A 19,633-nucleotide genomic window follows, 5' to 3' on the forward strand; every position below is an offset into this window, starting at 1 on the left:
TGCCGCAAGAAGGGAAAAAGTGGACGACTTTTACGCCGCCCGCACCGCCAATACGACGGCGCTACCGTGGTCTAATTTTGCACCGCCGTTCTCACGCCGATCGCCCCAGGCGACAGGTTCGTCTACGAATTCGATGCAGTCGATGCAGGCACCTTCTGGTATCATCCGCACCAGCGCAGTTTCGAGCAGGTCGGGCGCGGTCTCTACGGTCCCCTCATCATCGAGGAGGCCAATCCCCCTCGTGTCGACCGCGAAGTTACCTGGGTCCTGGACGACTGGCGTCTGGCCGAGGACGCATCGATTTCGGACGATTTCGGCAATGCCCATGACGTGAGTCACGCGGGCCGCCTCGGCAACACCGTGACGATCAACGGTCGTGTGCCGGAGACATTCGCCGTGGCATCAGGGGAACGGATCCGCCTCCGCCTGATCAACGCCGCGAATGCCCGGATCTTCGCGCTCGATTTCGGGGACCATACACCGCGTATCATCGCGCTCGACGGCCAACCCGTCACGCCACATGACCCGCCGGGCGGTGTTGTCGTTCTTGGACCCGCAATGCGCGCCGACTTAATCCTGGATTGCATCGGTGAGCCAGGTGCGCAATCCCAGCTTGTCGACCGGGCCTATCGCGGGAACGATTTCCGCATACTCGATTTCTCCTACGCCGACGCCGCCCTGCGCGAGGCCGCGCCCGACTGGCCGATCACGTTGCCTGCCAATGCCATTCCCGAACCCAACCTGAGTTCCGCGCAGCGGCACGAAGTGACGTTCACCGGTGGCATGATGGGCATGATGGTGGAGCGGGAAATGGGCCTCGCGGCGAGTGGTGGCATGATGGGCGGCGGCATGATGGGCATGATGCATGACGGGCGCGGTATCTGGTTTGTCAACGGAAAGGCCGCCGAGGGGCATGTGCTGGACCCGTTTCTGACGCTGGAACGCGGCGCGAGTCATGTCCTGGCCATGACCAACGCGACCGCATTTCACCACCCCATCCACTTTCACGGCCATTCCTTCCGGGTCGTAAAACGAGATGGCGTAAAGACTGCACATCAGGAGTGGCAAGACACAGTGCTGATGGCGCCTCGCGAGCGGGTCGAGATAGCATTCGTCGCCGATAATCCCGGCGACTGGATGTTCCACTGCCACATTCTCGAGCACCAGGCTGCGGGAATGATGGGCGTAATTCGTGTCGCGTGAAAGGATCGATGATGCGAGCAATGTTTAGAAATATCTTGGTGATAGGAGCAATTGCTGGTCCTCATGCCGTGCTGGCTGAGGGTGACCTCGAAAGGGGTGTGCAAATCTACCGTGCGTGCGTGGCCTGCCATGCTCTGGAGCCTGGTCTGCATCTGAGCGGTCCTAGCCTGGCCGAAGTATGGAATCGTCCGGCAGGCAGCGTTTCTGGATATACGCGCTACTCGACCGGCCTTCAGGACGCAGGATTTCTTTGGGACGCCTTATCTCTTGACGCCTGGTTGGAATCACCTGCGTCGATGATCGAAGGCACGACGATGTCATTCGGCGGGATACCAGAACCTGCTGCGCGTGCCGATCTCATTGCGTTTCTACAGCAAGCGGGATCGCCAGGCGGAGTTGAAACTCTGGTTGATGATGGCCTGATCCCTGCAAGTTATCTGCGCGCCCAGGCACCTCAACCTTTGATCGGCGCACCTGATTATGCGCGCGTGGTTGGCGTTCGACACTGCTCGGACACCTTCTTGCTCGAGACTGCCGATGGCCATCAAACTAAGCTTTGGGAAAAAAACGTCCGCCTAAAAGTGGACAGTGAGGATACCGGACCCGAGGCGGGCGTGGGCGTGATTCTGCGCGCGGGCATGCAGGGTGACAGATTCACGGTGATTTTTGCTGGTCTTGCCGACCTGAAAAAACTCGTCATCGAAGACTGCTCTTCGGGACCTTCAAATGAGGAGAACCAGTGATGTCGTTCACTACAGGACCAAGCCGCCGCGCTTTCCTTCTTGCGACGTTCGGTGGTGCTGCCGTCGCGACCCTGCCGACAATTGGGATCGCTGGCGGGGCACGCGCCGACATCCGGGCTCTAGCCTTCGATGGCGACAGGCTGATTTCGGTGGGGCGGAGCTTTGTCGCCCGCGGTGGAGGAGACAACCGCTGGACCGATCTGGTGTCGCCAGGACGCATCCTCTCTCTTGCCACCCACCGAGACCGCCCTGGATTGTTGGTTGCCGGATTGGCAGAGAACGGCGTCGCGGTTTCTAATGACGGTGGTGAGACGTGGCGTAATAGAACGACCGGCCTTCCAACCGGCGAAGTCCGTGCTCTCGCAATTGGCGCGCGCGATCCGGATCTGGTCTATGCGGCCATTCCTGGTGACGGGCTTTGGAAAACCGAGGATGCAGGCGCAACCTGGGCGCTTGCGATGGACCGGCCCTGGCTCGACGAGGCCGAACGCGACCCCCTGACGCTGGCATCGGTCGATCTCGAAACCGGGATGGGCGGGATATGGATCTATGCCGGAACCGAGAAAGGCCTAACCCGCGTTCCGGACTGTTTCTGTCGCTGGCAGGACGTTCAGCCGGGCAATGCAATGGACGCTCTGGTGGCGGGCGATGCACCGCCTGCAGAGGCACCACTGCCGGCGAACGAGCCGGTCCTGTCTTTGGCGAGTGCACCTTCCACGCCGTCGATACTTTACGCGGCGCTGCCTTCGGGGGTGTGGACGTCGCAGGACGGCGGCGTGGTCTGGACGCAGACGGCGAACGGGCAGGGCTCTGCCATCGCGGTCCACCCAGGGGACGAAAATCACGTGGCCGCCGTGCTCGATGGCACCCTGAAACTCAGCCGCGACGGTGGCGCTACCTGGGCCGCTGTGACGGCAGCCTGATGATGGAGACGCATATGAATAGAAGATATATCTTGGCTTCGCTCGGCATATTCGGTGTCGGTGGAGCGTTCGCGTTCACAACGCTGACCTCGGCGCAAGACACCGAAGACACGTCCAGTCCAACAACCTCTGGCGTGGCGGACGGACCGAAGCAGGTTACGATGTGGCGCGATCCGAACTGTGGCTGCTGCGATGCCTATGCCGATTATCTGGAGGAAAACGGCTATACCGTAAAGCGCATCGACGACCGGGACTTCGACAAGACCTCGATTTCAGTCGGTGTCCCCGAACAGGGGCTGGGCTGTCATCTGGCCAAGATAGACCGGTATTTTGTCAGCGGACTGGTGCCCGTCGAAATCATGGAACGGCTGGTGACCGAACAGCCGGAGATCACCGGGATTACATTGCCGGGCATGCCGCGCAATGCGCCCGGCATGGCACGCGAGAAAACCGGCACGCTCAAGACCTACGCCTTCGGCCCGGACGGCGTCGCGGTCTACTCCGATGAGTAACTGCATGGACATGATGACCGGCCCGATGATGGGGGTGATGATGTTCGGCGGAGGGCTTTTGCTCCTGCTCGTCGTCGCGGTTCTGGTGCTCAGCGTCGTCGCACTCGTGAAATACCTCAGGAGTTCGACATGAGACGTGCCGCAAAAATTGGTGTCGCCGTCGCCGCGTTGGCCGCGATCGGCGTTGCCGTCCTTGCGCAGTCGAAAGCCGACGAGGGTCCGGAAGACGGGCTGTCCTTTCTCGGGGAGCCCGTGACCGCTGCGGACATCGCAGCAGGGGAGGCGCTCTATGCGGAGAATTGCGCATCCTGTCACGGTGCAAACCTCGAAGGCCAGCCGGACTGGCGGCGGCGTCTGGACAACGGGCGCATGCCCGCGCCGCCACATGACGAAACCGGCCATACCTGGCACCACTCGGACCGGAACCTGTTCGCCGTCACCAAGGGTGGCGTCGGCGCCGTCGTGCCCTCCTACGAAAGCGACATGCCGGCGTTCGAGGGCATCCTGACCGACGATGAGATTGCCGATGTGCTTTCCTACATCAAGAGCACCTGGCCGGACCGTCAGCGCCAATTCCAGGCGGAAGTCACCGCAAACGACAGGGGTGCCCCATGAGTGCGACCGAAGAACCACGCCGCCGGAAAGGTCGGATTTTGGCTCTGGTGCCGGTCGCGATCTTCGCCCTTGTCGGCGGAGCCTTCTATTGGGGCCTCTTCAACAACGATGATCGTCTGCCATCGACCCTTATCGGCAAGGCAGTCCCCGAGTTCGACTTGCCGCCGATAGAAGGACGAGCCGATGGCCTGTCGACCGCCGACCTGAAAGGGCAGGTGTCCATCGTCAACGTATGGGCGTCCTGGTGCGTGCCGTGCCGGGTCGAGATGCCCTTGCTGAACGAGCTCGCCGCGCGGGACGAAGTTGCGATTTTCGGCATTAACTACAAGGACCGCCCCGAGGAAGCCTTGGGCTTTCTCTCCGAGCTTGGTGACCCCTATACCCGGATCGGTGCGGACCGGAACGGGCGCGTGTCCATAGACTGGGGCGTCTACGGCTTGCCGGAGACCTTCGTGATCGATGCCGAGGGGCGGATTGCTTACAAGCATATCGGCCCCTTCAACCGCCGCTCCCTGGAGGAAGACATCCTTCCCGTTGTGCGGCGCCTTCAGGAAGGAGCGGGATCATGAAACGACGCGAATTGTTGGCTGGCATGGCAGCGATCGGCGTCGCGGGGCCGGTTCAAGCCAGACCATTGATGCCGCTTCACGAAAAGCCGCGAGAGATGTTGTCGCCGCCCTTCGTGGACGGGGCGGGGCGCGATCTGACGTTGGCGGATTTCCGGGGCAGAGTGGTCCTACTGAACATCTGGGCGACCTGGTGTGTTCCCTGCCGTGAAGAAATGCCAACGCTCGACGCTTTGCAGGAAAAGCTGGGCGGTGACGATTTTCATGTCCTGCCACTGTCAATCGACCGCGCCGGTATGAGGGTCGTTCGAAGCTTCTACGAAGAAATCGGCATCCGCCATCTCGACATGTATCTCGCCGACAGCACACGAGCGATGCTTGCCTTCGGCGCTCTGGGCCTTCCCACCACGATCCTGATCGACCGCGACGGTTTCGAGCGCGGCAGGCTTGTCGGGCCGGCTGAATGGGACAGTCCCGAGGTCATGGCCCAGATCCAGACCATCATCAACGAAAGGAGTGAATAACCAATGTCTGAAACTTCATCTCACACTGAAAATCCGGAGGCACGCCCGTGGCGGCCGCAATTGGGAAAGCGCAGCCTAATTCTTGCGTCAATGGCGATCATCGGCGCCGGGCTTTACCTGAATTGGGGCTGGGTCACGGCCATCGGGGCCGCGCCGCTCATCCCGGCGCTGGCACCCTGCGCCGTTATGTGCGGGCTGGGTGCCTGTGCAATGTGCAAATCGAAATCATGCGACAACAAGAGCGCGGCCGCAGAGCCGGGCCTGCCGAGGGACTGAACCCGAAAACCTCAAGAAACCTTAAGGAGAAACTGATGACACTTATCAAGAAACTGAGCATGGCGACTGCCGTATCCACGCTTTTGGCCACCGGTGTATTCGCCCAGGACAACACCGGTTCGTCTGACCAGATGATGGACGGTGAGACCGGAATGGCCGGCAACATGATGGACGGCGACATGTCCGGCATGGACGGCATGATGCCCATGATGAGGATGATGCAGAAAATGGGCCCGATGATGGAGGCCTGCACCGAGATGATGGAGGCCATGAACAACTCCGAGGATGAAACCACCCCTTCGACCGACAAGGGCTGATCAATCATCGCCGGGGGCCAAGGCCCCCGGCGATTTGACAGGGAAAAATAGATGATACTCAAGACTGCCCTTCGCGTGTTTGCGGTCTTCCTCTGGGCGCTGATTTCCACGTCCACGATTTCGTTGGCCCAGCAATCGACGCCGCTCGATCAGGTTGAGCAAGAGGCCATCAAAGCCTTGATCCTGCAAACCATTCGAGAGAACCCCGAAGTTCTGATGGATACGCTCCTGACTTTCCAGGAAGAGGCTCAGGCACAAGCCCAGGCCGAACAACGGGCTGCGCTTCAGCGCGTGGGTGAACTCCTGCTTGCGGACGCAAACACCGGCGCGATGGGCAATCCTGATGGCGACATCGTGCTTGTCGAATTCTTCGACTACAACTGCCCCTATTGCCGACGCGCGGCCCCGGTCCTTTTCGAATTGATAGAGGAGAACCCGGCCTTGCGCATCATCATGCGGGAATGGCCGATTCTCGGGCCAGACTCTGGACTAGCGGCTCGGGCCTCGCTGGCCGCGATAAAACAGAACGGATTCGTGGCCTTCCACGATGCCCTGATGGCGCAGCCGCGCGCCAATGCTGTCTTTATAAGAAGGGCCGCTGAGCAGGCAGGGCTGGACTACGACCAGTTGCAGGCAGATATGGACGCGCCTGAAGTCGATGCCCATATCGCAAAGTCTCACGATCTCGCACGGCAGCTTGGAATATCCGGCACGCCGACGTTCCTGATCGGGGAGGCGCTTGTTCCTGGATTGTTGGAAAAGGCCGATCTTCAGGCTTTGATTTCGGAGGCCGGAGATGTCGATTGAACCTCGTGATACCCCTCCAAAAGCGCGGCTCCTGAGAACCATATTGTGGGGCACGATAACTGCTGCGCTCGCTGGGCTAGCGATCTTTTGGGCTTTGGATAACTATCTTGGCAACCGATCGAAGGCCGTCCGCTATTCGGGTGAGGCGGATATTCGATCCGAATTTTCACTGATAGATCACACCGGACAAGAGGTGACACAGGCTGACTACGCCGACCGCTGGCAGCTTGTTTTCTTCGGTTTCACCAACTGCCCCGATGTTTGCCCGACGACACTGGCATATATGGCCAGCGTGCTGGACCTGCTCGGCAAAGATGCGGACCAAGTGGCGCCGATCTTCATCACGGTCGATCCGGAACGCGACACAGTGCCGGCCATGGCGGAATATGTATCAGTCTTTCATCCGAGCCTGATCGGCCTGACCGGAACCGAAGCGCAGGTTGCCGAGGCCACCAGAAATTTCCGCACATGGTACAAGCGGACCGAGGACGACAGCGCGCCGGACGATTATTTCATGGCGCATGCCGGGCACATATACCTCATGTGGCCCGGTGGCGAATTTGAGGCGGTCTATCAGGAAGGCGGCCAACCGCCCGAGGCGCTGGCGCAGGAAATCCGCAAAAAACTATAAACAATGGAACTTACCAAATGAAAATTACGATACTTGCAATTGCGCTAACTCTCTGGCCGTTCTTCGCTTCGGCCAATGTAACGATATCAGACGGTTGGGCCCGCGCGAGCATCCTCGCCTCCCGTCCGGCTGCGGCCTATCTCACGCTCACGAGCGACCAGAGTGATCAACTGGTCGCAATCACGACGCCAGTCGCTGGGAACGTCACCATTCACGCCGTCGAGACCGGCGACGATGGCGTTAGCCGAATGGTCAAGATCGACGCCTTGGATCTGCCCTCAGGAGAACCAGTGACCCTCGCGCCCGGCAGCATGCATCTGATGCTGATGGGCCTGTCGGAAAAACTCGAAGAAGGCACCGACTTGCCGTTGATCCTGACATTCGCATCGGGTGCCCGAATGGAAGTCAACGTCCCGGTTCTCGGGCCGGGCGCAATGGGACCGCAGGAGGAACAGTCATGAAATACATACTCCTGCTGATAGCCCTCGTCGCGGGCCTCCCGGCCTACGCAGATCATCCTGGCGACCGTCTTGACGAGGTGATGGCACAGAAAGAACTTGCTTTCACTGCCGTTGACCTCAACGAACTTCCTGCGTTGGATCTGCTCGGCCCTGACCGAGAACCGTTGGACTTGGAAAGCCTCTCCGATCAGGTCGTCGTTCTTAGTTTCGTCCCGTCCAACTGCGGGTTGCCCTGTGCTGATCAGCAGGCACTTCTTGAAAAGGTGAGGGGCGGAGTGAATGCATCTCCCATGCTGGACATGGTGACATTCCTTGTGGTGACCGACGCCAGTGATCCGGTTCCCGGACCGATTGCCGAGAACGTGGTCATTGCTCGCGCACAAGAGCCGATAGAGAATCTGATCGATCAGTATCGCGCGATCGCGCCAGACGATCCCGAGGCTCCGCTTGTGCATGTTATCGCGCGCGGCAACCGCCATTCCGGGGTCTTTGCGGGTTCCGCTTTCCGGCACATCAACATGATCCTATACGTCAACGGCCTGACAAACGCACATTAATCGAAGAACGGACCCCCGGCATGACAGCGAATACCGAAACCACTGAGATGAACGACACCGGGTGGCTCTCCGTCATCCGCCGATACATTGTTTATACCGCTGTCGGTCATCTGATCTGGGAAATGGCACATATCCCGCTCTACACGATCTGGGTCGAAGGCACCTGGGGAGAAATAGCTTTCGCGGTCGTGCATTGCACAGGCGGAGACCTGCTGATCGCCATGAGCACGCTCTTGCTCGCCCTGTTTCTCGTCGGGGGGCAATCGTGGCCGTCGGAGCGCGCAGGGCGCGTCCTGCTTCTGACCGTGGCCCTGGGCGTCTCCTACACGATCTTCAGCGAGTGGCTGAACATCGTGATCCGGGCGGCCTGGGCGTATCGCGATATCATGCCGGTGGTCCCCGTCATCGATGCCGGTCTCACGCCCCTGCTGCAATGGATCATCGTCCCGACCCTGGCATATTGGGCTGCCACAAGAGTGCCCTTGCGCAAGCTATTCAGGGGTGAACGTGGTTCATGGTAGATATCTCGCTTCTGGGCCTCACCGCCGCGCTCCTGGCCGGTACGATATCGTTTCTGTCCCCCTGCGTGCTGCCTCTTGTGCCAGGTTATGTCTCCTACGTGGCCGGGCGCACAGCCGCTGAAGGCGGGGCGGCTGCGGCCTCGCCGTCGCGCGCGGTCTGGCTGAGTCTGTGTTTTGTCCTCGGCTTCTCCACCATCTTCATGGGGCTTGGCGCATCCGCGACAGCATTGGGTCAGGCCCTGCTTCGGTGGCGGTATGAACTCAACCTCGTTGGAGGCGGCATCATCATTGTCTTCGGGCTCTTCATGATAGGAGCCGCGCGTGTTTCAATGATGGAACGCGACTTCCGGTTCAATCTCAACATCCCCGGGGGCCAACCCGCTGCGTCCTATGTCCTCGGTCTTGCTTTCGGTTTCGGTTGGACGCCGTGTATCGGCCCGATCCTCGGCGCAATCCTGACAGCCAGTGCGGCGAGCGCCACGATGGGCGAAGGCGTCATGCTGCTTGCCGTCTATTCCGCAGGTCTCGGGATACCGTTTCTGATCGTGGCCGGATTCACCGATCAGATCGCGGGCCGCCTCCGGGCCATCGGCCGGGTTGGCCGCCGCCTCCACCAGATTGCAGGCGTCGTGATGATCCTTATGGGCGTGGCGATGATGACTGGACAGTTGAGCGCGCTGTCATACTGGATGCTCGATGCATTTCCGGTTCTTGGACGAATCGGATAACAGCTCATGCGGTTCTACGAAAACCATATCCTTCCTGGCCTCACGCATCTCGCCATGCGTCAGGACCAGCTTCTTCCCTACCGGCACCGCGCGGTTTCAGGTGCGAAGGGACGCGTGCTGGAGATCGGGATCGGCTCGGGCCTGAACCTCGCGCTCTACCCCGACGCCGTGGATCAGATCGTCGGTGTGGACCCGTCGCCGGAACTCCTTCATCGGGCCGCGCAGGCTTCTCAGGGCTTGACGCCGACAACGGAGATGATCGAGGGCGTGGCCGAAGCATTGCCGCTGGAAAATCGCAGCGTTGACTGCGTGATTGCCACCTGGACGCTCTGCAGCGTGTCGGAACCGGAGAAGGTGCTGGCCGAGATCCGGCGCGTTCTCAAGCCGGATGGCGCCTTCCGCTTCGTCGAGCATGGAACAGCGCCCGAACCCGGTGTCCAGCGTTGGCAGCGCTGGCTCACGCCTGCCTGGAAGCATTGTGCCGGAAACTGTCACCTTGACCGCCAGACAGACACTCTGGTCGAGCAGAACGGCTTCCGCATGGAGCGGCTCGACACCGGCTACGCGAAAGGTCCGAAACCCTTTGTTTTCATGTATGAGGGACAGGCTCGCCTCTACTGAGACAGCATAGAATCAGAACGACTTCGGCTTTCGATTTGCGTCGAATTACTGATGGCAAAGTAACCAATACTCGCCTCGAACTTTAGCAGCGAGTTCCGCGTTAACGATATGTTATGAGCAAGCAGAAGAACGATAGACAAACCAATCTGACCCGCGGCATCCGCGTCGAGATCGCGAGCCTTGTCTACAACCTCATCGAGGTTGTTGTTTCCGTCACAGTGGGACTTCTGACCGGCAGCGCGGCATTGGTGAGTTGGGGCCTCGACAGCACGGTCGAAGCCACCTCAGCCGGGACGCTGATCTGGCGCTTGAAGGGCGAGAAGGACGGTGGCGACAAGCGCACGGTCCTGCATCGCAAGAAGGTCGCGCTCTTTGTGGTCGCCTGTGCTTTCTGGATCGTCGTCGCCGCGATCCTCTACGAGGCGGTGTCCGCCTTCATCTCGCAGGAGGCACCGGGCTTCAACTGGTGGGGGATCGCGATCCTGTTTGTCTCTTTGGTGGTCAATCCGCTGTTGGCCTGGGGCAAGTATCGCTACGGCAAGCGGCTCGATTCACCTGCGCTGAAATACGATGCCAAGGATACCCTGATCTGCGAATACCAGACCGTTGTGGTGTTGGCCGGAATCGGTCTAACGCAATGGATGGGCTGGTGGTGGGCCGATCCGGTCGCGGCGCTTCTGATCGTGCCCTACGTCGCGTGGGAGGCGTTCGAAGCCACCAAGGATGCGCGGTCGGTCGATCCGGACGAGGCCGAAGCTACCGCCGACGCCTGACGTTGCGCATGATGAACCGGTTCTCGGGTAGGGGTGGCAGCTCTCCCGTGCCCAGCTCCAAATCCTGATCCTGCACATCGTATTTGACGTCGTTCACAAGATATCTGCAAAACGCCTTCATCTGGCTGATCGCGATCCACTCGCCCGGACAGCGGTGGTTCGTGTAGTGGTCGCCGCCGCCCTGTGGAACGAAGTCATATTGGTTTTCGGCGCGGCTCCGAAACCGTTCGGGGCGGAACTCAAGCGGCGCATCCCATGAACGCGGATCGGTGTTCGTGCCATAGAGGTCGAGCAAGACCCTGCAACCTTCCGGAAAGCGATACCCTTGCCACTCGAAAGCGCTTACTACCCGTGCCGCCACCGCAGGGAAGAACGGATAGAGGCGGCGAACCTCCTGCACGAAGGGTTCGAGCAGTCCTTCGTCGTTCCGTAGTTTTTCCTGCCATTCCGGATACCGGTGCAAGGCGTGGGCCGTCTGAACAATGAAAACGGACACCGCCACGGTCGGGCGCAAGACGTTCAACAACTCCACGGCGGCGACTTTCGGGGGCAGTATCGCGCCGTCAAGATCACGCCACGTCGCGATGACATGAAGGGCGCTTTCCTGCGTCGGCTGAAGCTCGCCATCGCGGACCTGTTGAATCATCCCCGCTGCCCATTTTTCCAGGCGGTGGCGCGCCAGACGTGCAGCCCAATGTTTCGGGCCGATGGCCCCGGCGTCCTCAAAAAGCGCTGTAAGTTGCGCCGTTCGGGTCGCCACCTCCGCCTCGGGAAGCGGAACCCCACACCAGGCGCAAACGGCTCTCGTGAGCATTTCGCGCACTTTGTCGTAGAAAACGACTTCGTTCCTCGCCTCCCAATCCGGTGCATAATTGTCTAGCATGTGAAGCGACATTCCCTGAAGCGCGGCTATATGCTCGGTCCCCATCAGCGACATGAACATCTTCTTGCGGTGCTGGTGGGCAGCGCCGTCCAATCCCTGAATGCCGCCTTCACCCAACAGGGTCTTCTGTATGCGGCCTGGCATCGAGCCCGCGCGGATCAGCTTATCGTCGGAATAGAATACTTCCGCAGCCGCCGACCCGGTCATGCAGATCGTCTTTTGAAGGAGGATGCGGGTTTCAAACAGATCTGTGTCGAGCGCGCGGCAGGTCTGAGAGATGAATCCATACGGATTTCGCAGCAGGGTGAGTGTGCTGTCAAAGCCCTCTGCGGATGGTATGCTGGACATTCGTTATCCTCCTGTTTGCTTTCCCGTGCTCAGGCCCCGTTCAGCCTTTCTGTTCGCGGTGCGGAAGTGGCCCCGAAAGAGCAGTGCCGCTTCGAAGGAAATCACTGCATCCGCGCTCAAAACATCTTTCACCGCTGGATTAGCTGCGGCGCATCCACATCCCCAAGGGACATTTCAGGCAACCAAGTGATAAGCTGAGGGAACGAGATCAGGGCTGCGATCAATACGATCTCGATGGCGACAAGCGGTACCGCGCCGCGATAGATATCGGAAAGGTTGATACCCTTAGGTGCCGCCATCTTGGCAAAGAATAGGGCATAGCCGAAGGGAGGCGTCAGAAAAGACGTCTGCAAGGCCAGTGCTATCAGGCCAGCGATCCAGATTTGCGCAAAGTAGGCAGAGCCGACGTGATCTGCGAAGTCGAGTTCCGAAAAGATCGGCATCAACACTGGTACAAAGACCAGCAGCACCTCGATCCAGTCAAAAACAAACCCAAGTATGATGATCACGCCAAGGAGGATCGCCAACAGTTCCCACCGGGTGAGATCGAATGCGGATATCCACTCGAAGATGACGTCCGGTCCACCGACCAGGTGGAAACTAAGCGAGAATACCGATGCGCCCAATACGATGAAGTAGACCATCGACGTCATCGTGCTTGTCTGCACCGTGACAGAGTTCAACGATGAGAAAGACAAGCGCTTTCGCGCCAGCGCGACCAATAGCGCGCCAAAAACCCCTACTCCAGCCGCCTCTGTTAGTGTCGCAAAGCCCAGAATGATGCTGAGCGGAATGGATGCGATGACCGCGACAGACGCGAGTACAAACAAGAGGTCTGACACAAGATTGGTCTTGGGTGTGTCCAGCGGGATTTCGACCGTTTTTCTCAAGGTGACCGCAAAGTAGACCGCGAAGGCCATGACCATCAGAAGCACAGGTACGATGAGGGCCACATACATCAATCCGATGCGCAGATAGAACACGTTCGAGATGAAGAACAGCATCACGGCTGGCGGGAACACGACACCCAATGCTCCAGAAGCTGCGACAGCGCCTCCTGCGGTTCGCGGTGCGTAGCCCGACGCCATCATCGGGGCATAGGCCACCAACGCCACAGTTATGACGGAAGCACCGATCACCCCGGCGGCGGGCGCAAGAACGAGGCCGATCAGCAAAGTCGCAATGGCGTAGCGACCGGGAACGCCTGTCAGAAGACGCCCCAGCAAGCGAAACATGGTTTCGGCAATCCCGCTGGCATTCAGGATCAGGCCAAGAAAAATCAACATTGGAACGCTGGTGAATTGGACTGATTCATTGGTCAGTACACCACGGGCCCTCAGGTAGATCAGCCCCAGATGCTGAAAATCAGTGATCCCCACCCAAACCGCAGCGACAAACCCCAAGAAGCCTGTCCCCGCGAGCACCAGCGCCACCGGAAAGCCACTGAAAACCCCAATCGCCATCACGACAAGCATGGCAACCGTGAGGACCTCATTCACCATTGTGCAGGCCGCTTGCTTGTTCCGGTGCACCTTGCGCACGTCTCCCTGTCAGAAAGGCGATGTTGCGAAGGGCTACGATCATCCCGGCAAGAGCCAGCAGGATGGGGCCGATGACCCCGGCAATGCGTTGTGCCCACAACTGGGTTTCCGCGTATTTCGTGGTGCGCATCAGACCGTCCCATCCGTAGTAGGTCAGGATGGCGGCGAGCGGCAGAAGGACAAAAAGGCCGCCAATCAGTTCGATCCAAGCAATGCGGCGGGCGGACCAATGTCTGCGAAGAACATCAACGCGCACGTGACCGTCGCGCAGATAGGTATACCCAAAGGTCAAGAAAATTAGGATGAACAGCAGTGACGTGGACAGGTCCGGCAAATAGCTCGACACGCCAAGTTGTAGCTTGCGATCCAGCATCTGAAGCGCGCCATAAGCAGCAATCGAAACAACTGTCAGCCACGCAGTCACGACGCCGATGCCGCGAATGCCACGGTCAATCCAATCCAAAAATCTCAAGCCGAATTCCCTCCCAAAGTTCTTTGCCTGTTAGCTGTTATCCCCCCGTGACATCTCCCTTGCGATTGTCTTGTTCCCGATTTTCCGGCCTGACTTTCGAGGTGCGAAAGCTGTCCCAGAACAGCAATGCTGCCCCACAAAAGATCGCCACGTCAGCCAAGTTGAAGGACGGCCAGTGGTATGACCCGTAATGGAAGTCGAGAAAGTCAGGGACGGCCTGATAGCGCAGACGGTCAAGGATATTGCCAAGCGCGCCTCCGATGATCAGACCGAGCGCCGCACCTGTCAGCCCGTCCGGAGCCTTCCATAGCCAGATCAGCAGCCATGCCACGACCACGGCAGCAAGTGCGACCAGACCCCACCAGGGTACGACCCCGCCGAGCATACCGAAGCTGACCCCATCGTTCAAAACCCGCACGAGGTTGAGAAAGGGCAGAACCTCGACCCCGTTCTCAAGCGCCGGGGAGTTCAGGGCAAGAGCCTTGGTGCCCTGATCAACACCAAACGCGGCGATGGCGCAAAGCCCACCGAGAACGCGGCTGTTCATGCCACCGCCTTCAGATCGGCCCGCGCGTCGCGGATGATCGCCCATGACGAGTGCAGGAACAGTCCGGCGATCCCGAACGCGACGATAAGATCGGGCCAAGCGCTGCCCAGCCAAACCACTAGCCCAGCGGCGATAACGACTGCGGCGTTGCCGATGGCGTCGTTACGCGAGAAAAGCCAGACAGCGCGCATGTTCGCATCGCCCTTGCGGTACCGCAACAACGGCAGCACGGAGATGACATTTATCACAAGAGCAATCAGGCCCAGAATCCCCATCAATGTGGCGTCTGGGGTTGTCGGCTCGAATGCCCTTATGATGGTCGTGCTAAAGACCCCAAGGCCAAGCAGGCCGAGAAAGATGCCCTGGATCAGGGCAGAGCGTGCCCGCCAGAGAAGGCTCCATCCGATGGCAAGAAGCCCCAAGAAAGTGATCGCGCCATCGCCGATGAAATCCAGCGCGTCGGCCTTCACCGCCTGTGACCCGGCAATAAACCCACCAATCATTTCCAGAACGCCGTAACCGACATTTAGAATCACGACGATCCAGAGCGCGCGGCGGTAGCCCGGGTCCTGATGGGCCGCACTTTGCTGAAGGTCCTCGTCGCTCTCGATGCGGTCGAACCCATATCCCGTTGTCTCAACGGCTTTTTCAATCTCCGGCAGGCTTGCTTCAGGGACTTTCAGAGTCATGATATGGGTCGCCGCTGATACTTTCACTGCGTCGGGCGCGACACCCGCAGACTGCGCCGCCCGCTCGATCTGGGCGGCATCCTTTGCGCAATCCATTCCGGAAACCCGGTAACGGACGGGCGACGTATCTGCTGTCGATCCGGTGCTTTCGGTGTTGGCCATCGGTGCAATACTCCTGCTAAAGTGGATCAAGTTCAAACATATCAGCAAGGAGTGATATGATGCAAGTCTTCGCCGACCGCAATGCTGCGGCCGCTGGCATCGAGCGTAGGGCAAAGCTCTTTCGCGGTCTTGCCGACCCGAGCCGACTGGCGATACTGGGCGTGCTGTGTGAAGGACCGTTGGTTGTTCACGAGATCGTCAAACGCACAGGGCTATCGCAGCCCAACGTGTCAAATCATTTGCGATGCCTTCTGGATTGCGGACTTGTCGCCAGCGACCGCGATGGGCGCTTCATTCGCTACCGGATCAGCAGTCCGCGCATAGCAGCTCTTTTAAATGATGTAGACGCCCTGCTTGATGTGGTCGCAGAAGGTGTTGGGGCTTGTGACAATTATCGCGAAGCGTGAACGATAATATCCCAATGCACGTCATCACGACCACTTCCGCGTGAGGCAAAATTTTATATGGGGCTTGCTGCCAAACGTGTTGAAAAGACCCATTATTGAAAGCGCTCAATTTAACTGCTCGGCATAGCGAGTTAAGGATCACAATTGAAGCGAAGATCAAGACGAGGCCCGGCATCGTGGCAGTAGCCTGGTTTCACCCCACAGATCGTGACAGCGCTTAGACTGATAAAGAAACGAACGGGCCCGAAGTATTACCGAGATCGTCTGGCATCAAAATTTCTCTTGAACCTCTAGTAGCTTTAGGAGTTAAGCCACCGACATAGAACGGCACCATGGAGCAAGTTGCCAATAACGCCTCACTCTTTCCCGGGCGAACAACACTGCGTTCGGGGTAAGGTTCGGTTTGCCGTCCAATGCGTGAACGGAGCAATCTATATGCTGACAAGACGACACTTCATCCAGACGACTGCCGCATTGTTCTCGGCGTCTATCTCGAGTCCGCTCCTCGCTGACACCTGGCCCACTGAAGCGGAAAAGGCGGCTTGGGATGCACAGATTACACCGCCGGGCTATAACCCAGCCACATCAAACCCGTGGGGCCTGCACCCGCGCTTTCTGCCGCAGCGGGTTATAACTAAAGATGGGCTTATTCCCGGCGACGTCCACGTGGACGCCGTCGCACGCTATCTGTACCATATCGAGGGTGGTGGCACTGCGATGCGCTACGGCGTAGCGATCGCTCGTGGCAGACTTTATGAGCCGGGCGTCTACACGATCAAGCGCAAGGTCAGGTGGCCACATTGGCAGCCAACACAGAACATGATTGACCGCGACCCGGAGCTCTACGCCGACATCGCTGACGGTATGGAACCCGGACCTGAGAACGCGCTCGGGTCACGGGCGCTTTATCTCTATGTTGGGGACCGGGACACTTATTTACGGATCCATGGCACTCCGCAGCCGCGAAGCATCGGCGGCCGAGCAAGTTCCGGTTGCGTCCGGATGGTCATGGCGCACATAAACGATCTTTACCCGAATGTGGAGATTGGCTCGACTGCGTTCCTGTATTCGGCCGAAGACAGCGTGACCCCGCAGAGTTGATCCAAGCCTCGTCGTCAGTCTGACGCTCGAACGAGCCAATCAGGTTTGGCGCGCGACGCAGATGGGGCTGCCCCCTGTCGATCGCAACGGCACCAAGGTCGTTTCCACCGGGCCACTGTGCTCATACCAATAACATCCATCCTCGGGGCGAAGTCGCGCCGTGGTGAGATCCTGATCAGGCGCGGCAAGGTCGGCGACAGCTTCTGGAACATTGCCGATCCTCGTCGGATCGTTGTTTTTCGTCAGAGGCACCGCGCAGCCAGCCAGGGCCAGTGTTGCAACCATGATCGCCACATATTTTTGATGCATATCTATCGCACTCTCTGGCAGGTCAGCCGCGTTTTCGGACGTGGCGGCGCGGTTCAGATTGCCGAAAGCCGAGCTGGGCGTATCGCCAAAACACGGCGGAGTTGGCTTCATGGGATTGCAGCGGCTATACGCCAAACTCAGCATTAAGCAAACAAGAACTAATAAGAGTGAACAGTTTTCAAAGGATGGAAACGTTGACAGAAGGGTTTCCATGCTACATTTAATTTATCATGAGGATCGCGCTCACCATTTCAAGGCTGCGTCAGATGATGCTCGGCATCATCTGTGTACTTGCATTGGCTACAGTTCCGCCGTCTGCGCTACATGCTCAGATGGGCGGACATGGTGAGCCGATTGGCACAGAGCATACCACCGAAACAATGTCTGACTTAAGCGGTATTGGCCATGATCATTCCATTGCAACTCATTGCGATGAAAGCGGAGGGGTTGCCAACGCGGATGACGAACATGGCGGTATTCAGTGCTGTAGCGGCTTATGCTTTTCGGGTGTTCTTGATGCAAGTGACGTGATCAGGTCGCGTGACGAACCAAACGCGCGTTATGCGGCTATCGACCGCCTGATCGTATCGTTCGACCCGGACAGCCCACAACGCCCTCCACGAGTCTGACTTAGTCGCTGATCCGTGATGCGGATCATCTGAGTGTGCCTGTACTGCATGCTCGAATTGATCAATAAGTCAGGTCCAAAACAATGAAAATTCATATCTCTATGGGCGCTGCTGCGCTCCTGCTTGGGGCGTGCGCCTCTGAGCCCACGCCGCTTCCGAACGTTGCCAGCCAACAGGATACGGTCAATGGCACCATCTCATCTCCATTGTCTTACAGCAATCCTCTGGCCGGATACACGTATCGCGGCCCAACTGGCCCGCGCGACTGGCGCGAGGTCAACGAAGAGCAATCGGAGGCAAACTGATGGTAATGACGAGACTTTCACTCGCGCTTGGCCTGCCACTGACACTGGCAGCGTGCGCCACGGCTATTCCAGATGCCTACACGGATCAGAAGGCAGGGTTTGCAAACGTGTCAAGCCAGACTGCAGCAGCGATCGGCAAAAGAACGACTTTCGCGCAGACCCAAGCGGAGAACGCGGAACTGAAAAAGCAGGTTCATGCGATGGTCCATCAACGGACGATTTCTGCAGACACCGCGGTGCAGGTCGCGCTCTTGAACAACAAAGGGTTGCAAGCGTCCTATGCCGATGTCGGGCTCTCGGCAGCCGAGGCCTGGCAGGAGGCGACGCCGGAAAACCCGGTCGTATCGATCGGAGTATTGGGTATCGGGGCGGCGGAATTGGGGGCCTATCGGGCGATCGAAGGGTTGTTTCGCGCGAACATCCTAGACGCACAAACGCGCAAGCAACGCGTCGCGCTGGCCGACGTCAATTTTCGGACAGCTCAGATGAGCGCGGTGAACGACACGCTCGCACTTGCCAACCAGACCCGAACCGCGTGGATCAACGCCGTGGCTGCGTTCGAAACCGTCACGTATCTCAAGCGTGCCAAGGCCACATCGGACGCCGGGTCAGAACTTGCGGCCCGGTTGGGCGAGACCGGTGCGCTTAACAAGGCCGGGCAAGCCCGTGAACAGGCATTCAACGCCGAATTGGCCGGGCAACTGGCACAAGCGCGCCTCAACGCTGCCTTAGCAAAGGAAGAGTTGACTCGGCTGATGGGGTTGTGGGGCACCGAAGTGAATTATTTCGTGCCCGATGTCCTGCCGACCCTGCCACGGTCGGTTGGACCAATCACCAACCTGGAAGCCAAAGCCCTTCGAAACCGGTTCGACCTGCGGGTCGCGAAATTGGGGCTTGAAGCGCAGGCGGCGGCGTTCGGGTTGACCGATCAAACGCGGCTTGTGACCGATCTCGAACTCATCGCTGGTTTCGAAGCAGAGCGGGAAAGAGAAGACGGTAACCTAGAAACTGAGACTACCCCGCAGATTGAGCTGGAGTTCGCCATCCCGATTTATGACACCGGCAAGGCGCGGATGCGCAAAGCCGAGCTGATGTATCTTCAGGCGGCAAATGTTCTGGCTGAACGCGCAGTCAACGTGCGGTCCGAAGCACGTTCAGCTGAGACCGCTTATCACGCATCTTACAAGATTGCGCGTCACTATCGCGACGTTCTGGTGCCGCTGCGCAAGACCGTCGAAGAAGAGGGACTGCTATCCTATAACGGCATGATTACCAATACATTCGAATTGCTCACGGATGTGCGCGAAAAACTTGGATCCTCGCTCGAGGCGGCCAATGCCAAGCGCGACTTCTACCTGGCCCAGGCGAACTTGACTGCCGCCATCTATGGCGGTGGCGCAGGCGGAATGGGCGATGGAGAGGGCGTATCACTTGCCGCCGGTGGCGGCGCAGGACACTGAAA

Annotated in this window: 29 protein-coding genes; 23 read left to right on the plus strand and 6 right to left on the minus strand. The window is 59.0% G+C overall.

The features are described from left to right. The first annotated feature begins 99 nt into the window (after positions 1 to 99). The 18 genes from ACSSV4_RS20715 to ACSSV4_RS20800 all read left to right on the plus strand — a co-directional run bounded on the left by ACSSV4_RS20715 (position 100) and on the right by ACSSV4_RS20800 (position 10,778). Complete coding sequence (locus ACSSV4_RS20715) at positions 100 to 1,203, plus strand: multicopper oxidase family protein (protein ID WP_454277006.1); 1,104 nt, start codon at positions 100 to 102, stop codon at positions 1,201 to 1,203. A 20-nt stretch (positions 1,204 to 1,223) separates the two neighbouring features. Continuing rightward, positions 1,224 to 1,946, plus strand: coding sequence for a c-type cytochrome (locus ACSSV4_RS20720; protein WP_454276985.1), 723 nt, complete (start codon positions 1,224 to 1,226; stop codon positions 1,944 to 1,946). Beyond that, positions 1,946 to 2,869, plus strand: a complete 924-nt coding sequence (locus ACSSV4_RS20725; protein ID WP_454276987.1) for a WD40/YVTN/BNR-like repeat-containing protein — start codon at positions 1,946 to 1,948, stop codon at positions 2,867 to 2,869. The genes ACSSV4_RS20720 and ACSSV4_RS20725 overlap by 1 nt, the downstream gene beginning before the upstream one ends. A 14-nt stretch (positions 2,870 to 2,883) precedes the next feature. Beyond that, positions 2,884 to 3,381: a DUF411 domain-containing protein gene (locus ACSSV4_RS20730; RefSeq protein WP_454276988.1), complete on the plus strand. Its 498-nt coding sequence runs from the start codon at positions 2,884 to 2,886 to the stop codon at positions 3,379 to 3,381. A 4-nt stretch (positions 3,382 to 3,385) separates the two neighbouring features. Continuing rightward, positions 3,386 to 3,514, plus strand: coding sequence for a hypothetical protein (locus tag ACSSV4_RS20735; protein WP_454276990.1), 129 nt, complete (start codon positions 3,386 to 3,388; stop codon positions 3,512 to 3,514). After that, positions 3,511 to 3,996 carry a c-type cytochrome gene (locus ACSSV4_RS20740; RefSeq protein ID WP_454276991.1) on the plus strand — a complete coding sequence of 162 codons (486 nt, stop codon included), beginning with the start codon at positions 3,511 to 3,513 and terminating at the stop codon, positions 3,994 to 3,996. The genes ACSSV4_RS20735 and ACSSV4_RS20740 overlap by 4 nt, the downstream gene beginning before the upstream one ends. After that, complete coding sequence (locus tag ACSSV4_RS20745; protein ID WP_048535528.1) at positions 3,993 to 4,565, plus strand: DsbE family thiol:disulfide interchange protein; 573 nt, start codon at positions 3,993 to 3,995, stop codon at positions 4,563 to 4,565. The genes ACSSV4_RS20740 and ACSSV4_RS20745 overlap by 4 nt, the downstream gene beginning before the upstream one ends. Continuing rightward, positions 4,562 to 5,086 (plus strand): TlpA family protein disulfide reductase, encoded by a 525-nt coding sequence (locus ACSSV4_RS20750; RefSeq protein WP_048535527.1) that lies wholly within the window; start codon positions 4,562 to 4,564, stop codon positions 5,084 to 5,086. Before ACSSV4_RS20745 ends, ACSSV4_RS20750 begins: the two co-directional genes overlap by 4 nt. Positions 5,087 to 5,176: 90 nt before the next feature. Further along, positions 5,177 to 5,362 carry a hypothetical protein gene (locus tag ACSSV4_RS20755; RefSeq protein WP_454276992.1) on the plus strand — a complete coding sequence of 62 codons (186 nt, stop codon included), beginning with the start codon at positions 5,177 to 5,179 and terminating at the stop codon, positions 5,360 to 5,362. A gap of 35 nt (positions 5,363 to 5,397) precedes the next feature. Then, complete coding sequence (locus tag ACSSV4_RS20760; RefSeq protein WP_274591167.1) at positions 5,398 to 5,679, plus strand: hypothetical protein; 282 nt, start codon at positions 5,398 to 5,400, stop codon at positions 5,677 to 5,679. Between the two features lie 51 nt (positions 5,680 to 5,730). Then, complete coding sequence (locus tag ACSSV4_RS20765; RefSeq protein WP_274591168.1) at positions 5,731 to 6,486, plus strand: DsbA family protein; 756 nt, start codon at positions 5,731 to 5,733, stop codon at positions 6,484 to 6,486. Next, positions 6,476 to 7,117 (plus strand): SCO family protein, encoded by a 642-nt coding sequence (locus ACSSV4_RS20770; protein WP_274836597.1) that lies wholly within the window; start codon positions 6,476 to 6,478, stop codon positions 7,115 to 7,117. Before ACSSV4_RS20765 ends, ACSSV4_RS20770 begins: the two co-directional genes overlap by 11 nt. A 17-nt stretch (positions 7,118 to 7,134) precedes the next feature. Further along, positions 7,135 to 7,578, plus strand: coding sequence for a copper chaperone PCu(A)C (locus ACSSV4_RS20775; protein WP_274591170.1), 444 nt, complete (start codon positions 7,135 to 7,137; stop codon positions 7,576 to 7,578). Continuing rightward, complete coding sequence (locus ACSSV4_RS20780) at positions 7,575 to 8,135, plus strand: cytochrome-c oxidase (protein WP_274591171.1); 561 nt, start codon at positions 7,575 to 7,577, stop codon at positions 8,133 to 8,135. Before ACSSV4_RS20775 ends, ACSSV4_RS20780 begins: the two co-directional genes overlap by 4 nt. 20 nt (positions 8,136 to 8,155) lie before the next feature. Next, the gene (locus tag ACSSV4_RS20785; protein WP_454276993.1) at positions 8,156 to 8,656 is read left to right on the plus strand and encodes a hypothetical protein; all 501 of its coding nucleotides are present in this window, start codon (positions 8,156 to 8,158) and stop codon (positions 8,654 to 8,656) included. Further along, entirely contained in the window at positions 8,650 to 9,384 is a 735-nt protein-coding gene (locus ACSSV4_RS20790; RefSeq protein ID WP_454276994.1) for a cytochrome c biogenesis CcdA family protein, read from the plus strand. Before ACSSV4_RS20785 ends, ACSSV4_RS20790 begins: the two co-directional genes overlap by 7 nt. 6 nt (positions 9,385 to 9,390) lie before the next feature. Beyond that, complete coding sequence (locus tag ACSSV4_RS20795; RefSeq protein ID WP_274591174.1) at positions 9,391 to 10,005, plus strand: class I SAM-dependent methyltransferase; 615 nt, start codon at positions 9,391 to 9,393, stop codon at positions 10,003 to 10,005. A 113-nt stretch (positions 10,006 to 10,118) separates the two neighbouring features. Continuing rightward, the gene (locus ACSSV4_RS20800; RefSeq protein ID WP_274591175.1) at positions 10,119 to 10,778 is read left to right on the plus strand and encodes a cation diffusion facilitator family transporter; all 660 of its coding nucleotides are present in this window, start codon (positions 10,119 to 10,121) and stop codon (positions 10,776 to 10,778) included. On the opposite strand, the gene ACSSV4_RS20805 is transcribed toward ACSSV4_RS20800, so the two are convergent. The 5 genes from ACSSV4_RS20805 to ACSSV4_RS20825 all read right to left on the minus strand — a co-directional run bounded on the left by ACSSV4_RS20805 (position 10,762) and on the right by ACSSV4_RS20825 (position 15,420). Further along, positions 10,762 to 12,009, minus strand: coding sequence for a cytochrome P450 (locus tag ACSSV4_RS20805; protein ID WP_074837409.1), 1,248 nt, complete (start codon positions 12,007 to 12,009; stop codon positions 10,762 to 10,764). The two genes, ACSSV4_RS20800 and ACSSV4_RS20805, sit on opposite strands and share 17 nt — an antisense overlap. 128 nt (positions 12,010 to 12,137) lie before the next feature. Then, positions 12,138 to 13,550, minus strand: coding sequence for a TRAP transporter large permease (locus ACSSV4_RS20810; RefSeq protein WP_235868762.1), 1,413 nt, complete (start codon positions 13,548 to 13,550; stop codon positions 12,138 to 12,140). Next, positions 13,501 to 14,022: a TRAP transporter small permease subunit gene (locus ACSSV4_RS20815; RefSeq protein ID WP_232279250.1), complete on the minus strand. Its 522-nt coding sequence runs from the start codon at positions 14,020 to 14,022 to the stop codon at positions 13,501 to 13,503. The genes ACSSV4_RS20810 and ACSSV4_RS20815 overlap by 50 nt, the downstream gene beginning before the upstream one ends. A 37-nt stretch (positions 14,023 to 14,059) precedes the next feature. Continuing rightward, on the minus strand, positions 14,060 to 14,569 hold the full coding sequence (gene lspA / locus ACSSV4_RS20820) for a signal peptidase II (RefSeq protein ID WP_009824417.1): 510 nt from the start codon (positions 14,567 to 14,569) through the stop codon (positions 14,060 to 14,062). Further along, positions 14,566 to 15,420, minus strand: coding sequence for a cation transporter (locus tag ACSSV4_RS20825; protein WP_037275508.1), 855 nt, complete (start codon positions 15,418 to 15,420; stop codon positions 14,566 to 14,568). The genes lspA and ACSSV4_RS20825 overlap by 4 nt, the downstream gene beginning before the upstream one ends. A 59-nt stretch (positions 15,421 to 15,479) precedes the next feature. Between ACSSV4_RS20825 and ACSSV4_RS20830 the strand changes: the two genes are divergently transcribed. Next, positions 15,480 to 15,827: an ArsR/SmtB family transcription factor gene (locus ACSSV4_RS20830; protein ID WP_425442834.1), complete on the plus strand. Its 348-nt coding sequence runs from the start codon at positions 15,480 to 15,482 to the stop codon at positions 15,825 to 15,827. Between the two features lie 435 nt (positions 15,828 to 16,262). Continuing rightward, entirely contained in the window at positions 16,263 to 16,928 is a 666-nt protein-coding gene (locus tag ACSSV4_RS20835; RefSeq protein ID WP_151976559.1) for a L,D-transpeptidase, read from the plus strand. Between the two features lie 39 nt (positions 16,929 to 16,967). Here the strand turns inward: ACSSV4_RS20835 and ACSSV4_RS20840 are convergent, their stop codons facing one another. Beyond that, positions 16,968 to 17,237 (minus strand): hypothetical protein, encoded by a 270-nt coding sequence (locus ACSSV4_RS20840; protein WP_151976632.1) that lies wholly within the window; start codon positions 17,235 to 17,237, stop codon positions 16,968 to 16,970. A 230-nt stretch (positions 17,238 to 17,467) separates the two neighbouring features. Between ACSSV4_RS20840 and ACSSV4_RS20845 the strand changes: the two genes are divergently transcribed. From ACSSV4_RS20845 to ACSSV4_RS20855, 3 genes are all read left to right on the plus strand, one after another. Beyond that, entirely contained in the window at positions 17,468 to 17,866 is a 399-nt protein-coding gene (locus ACSSV4_RS20845; protein ID WP_454276996.1) for a hypothetical protein, read from the plus strand. An 83-nt stretch (positions 17,867 to 17,949) separates the two neighbouring features. Continuing rightward, on the plus strand, positions 17,950 to 18,171 hold the full coding sequence (locus ACSSV4_RS20850) for a hypothetical protein (protein WP_151976555.1): 222 nt from the start codon (positions 17,950 to 17,952) through the stop codon (positions 18,169 to 18,171). Then, positions 18,171 to 19,631: a TolC family protein gene (locus tag ACSSV4_RS20855; RefSeq protein WP_151976553.1), complete on the plus strand. Its 1,461-nt coding sequence runs from the start codon at positions 18,171 to 18,173 to the stop codon at positions 19,629 to 19,631. The genes ACSSV4_RS20850 and ACSSV4_RS20855 overlap by 1 nt, the downstream gene beginning before the upstream one ends. Positions 19,632 to 19,633 lie beyond the last annotated feature (2 nt).

The organism is Roseovarius sp. MBR-154, assembly GCF_053628595.1.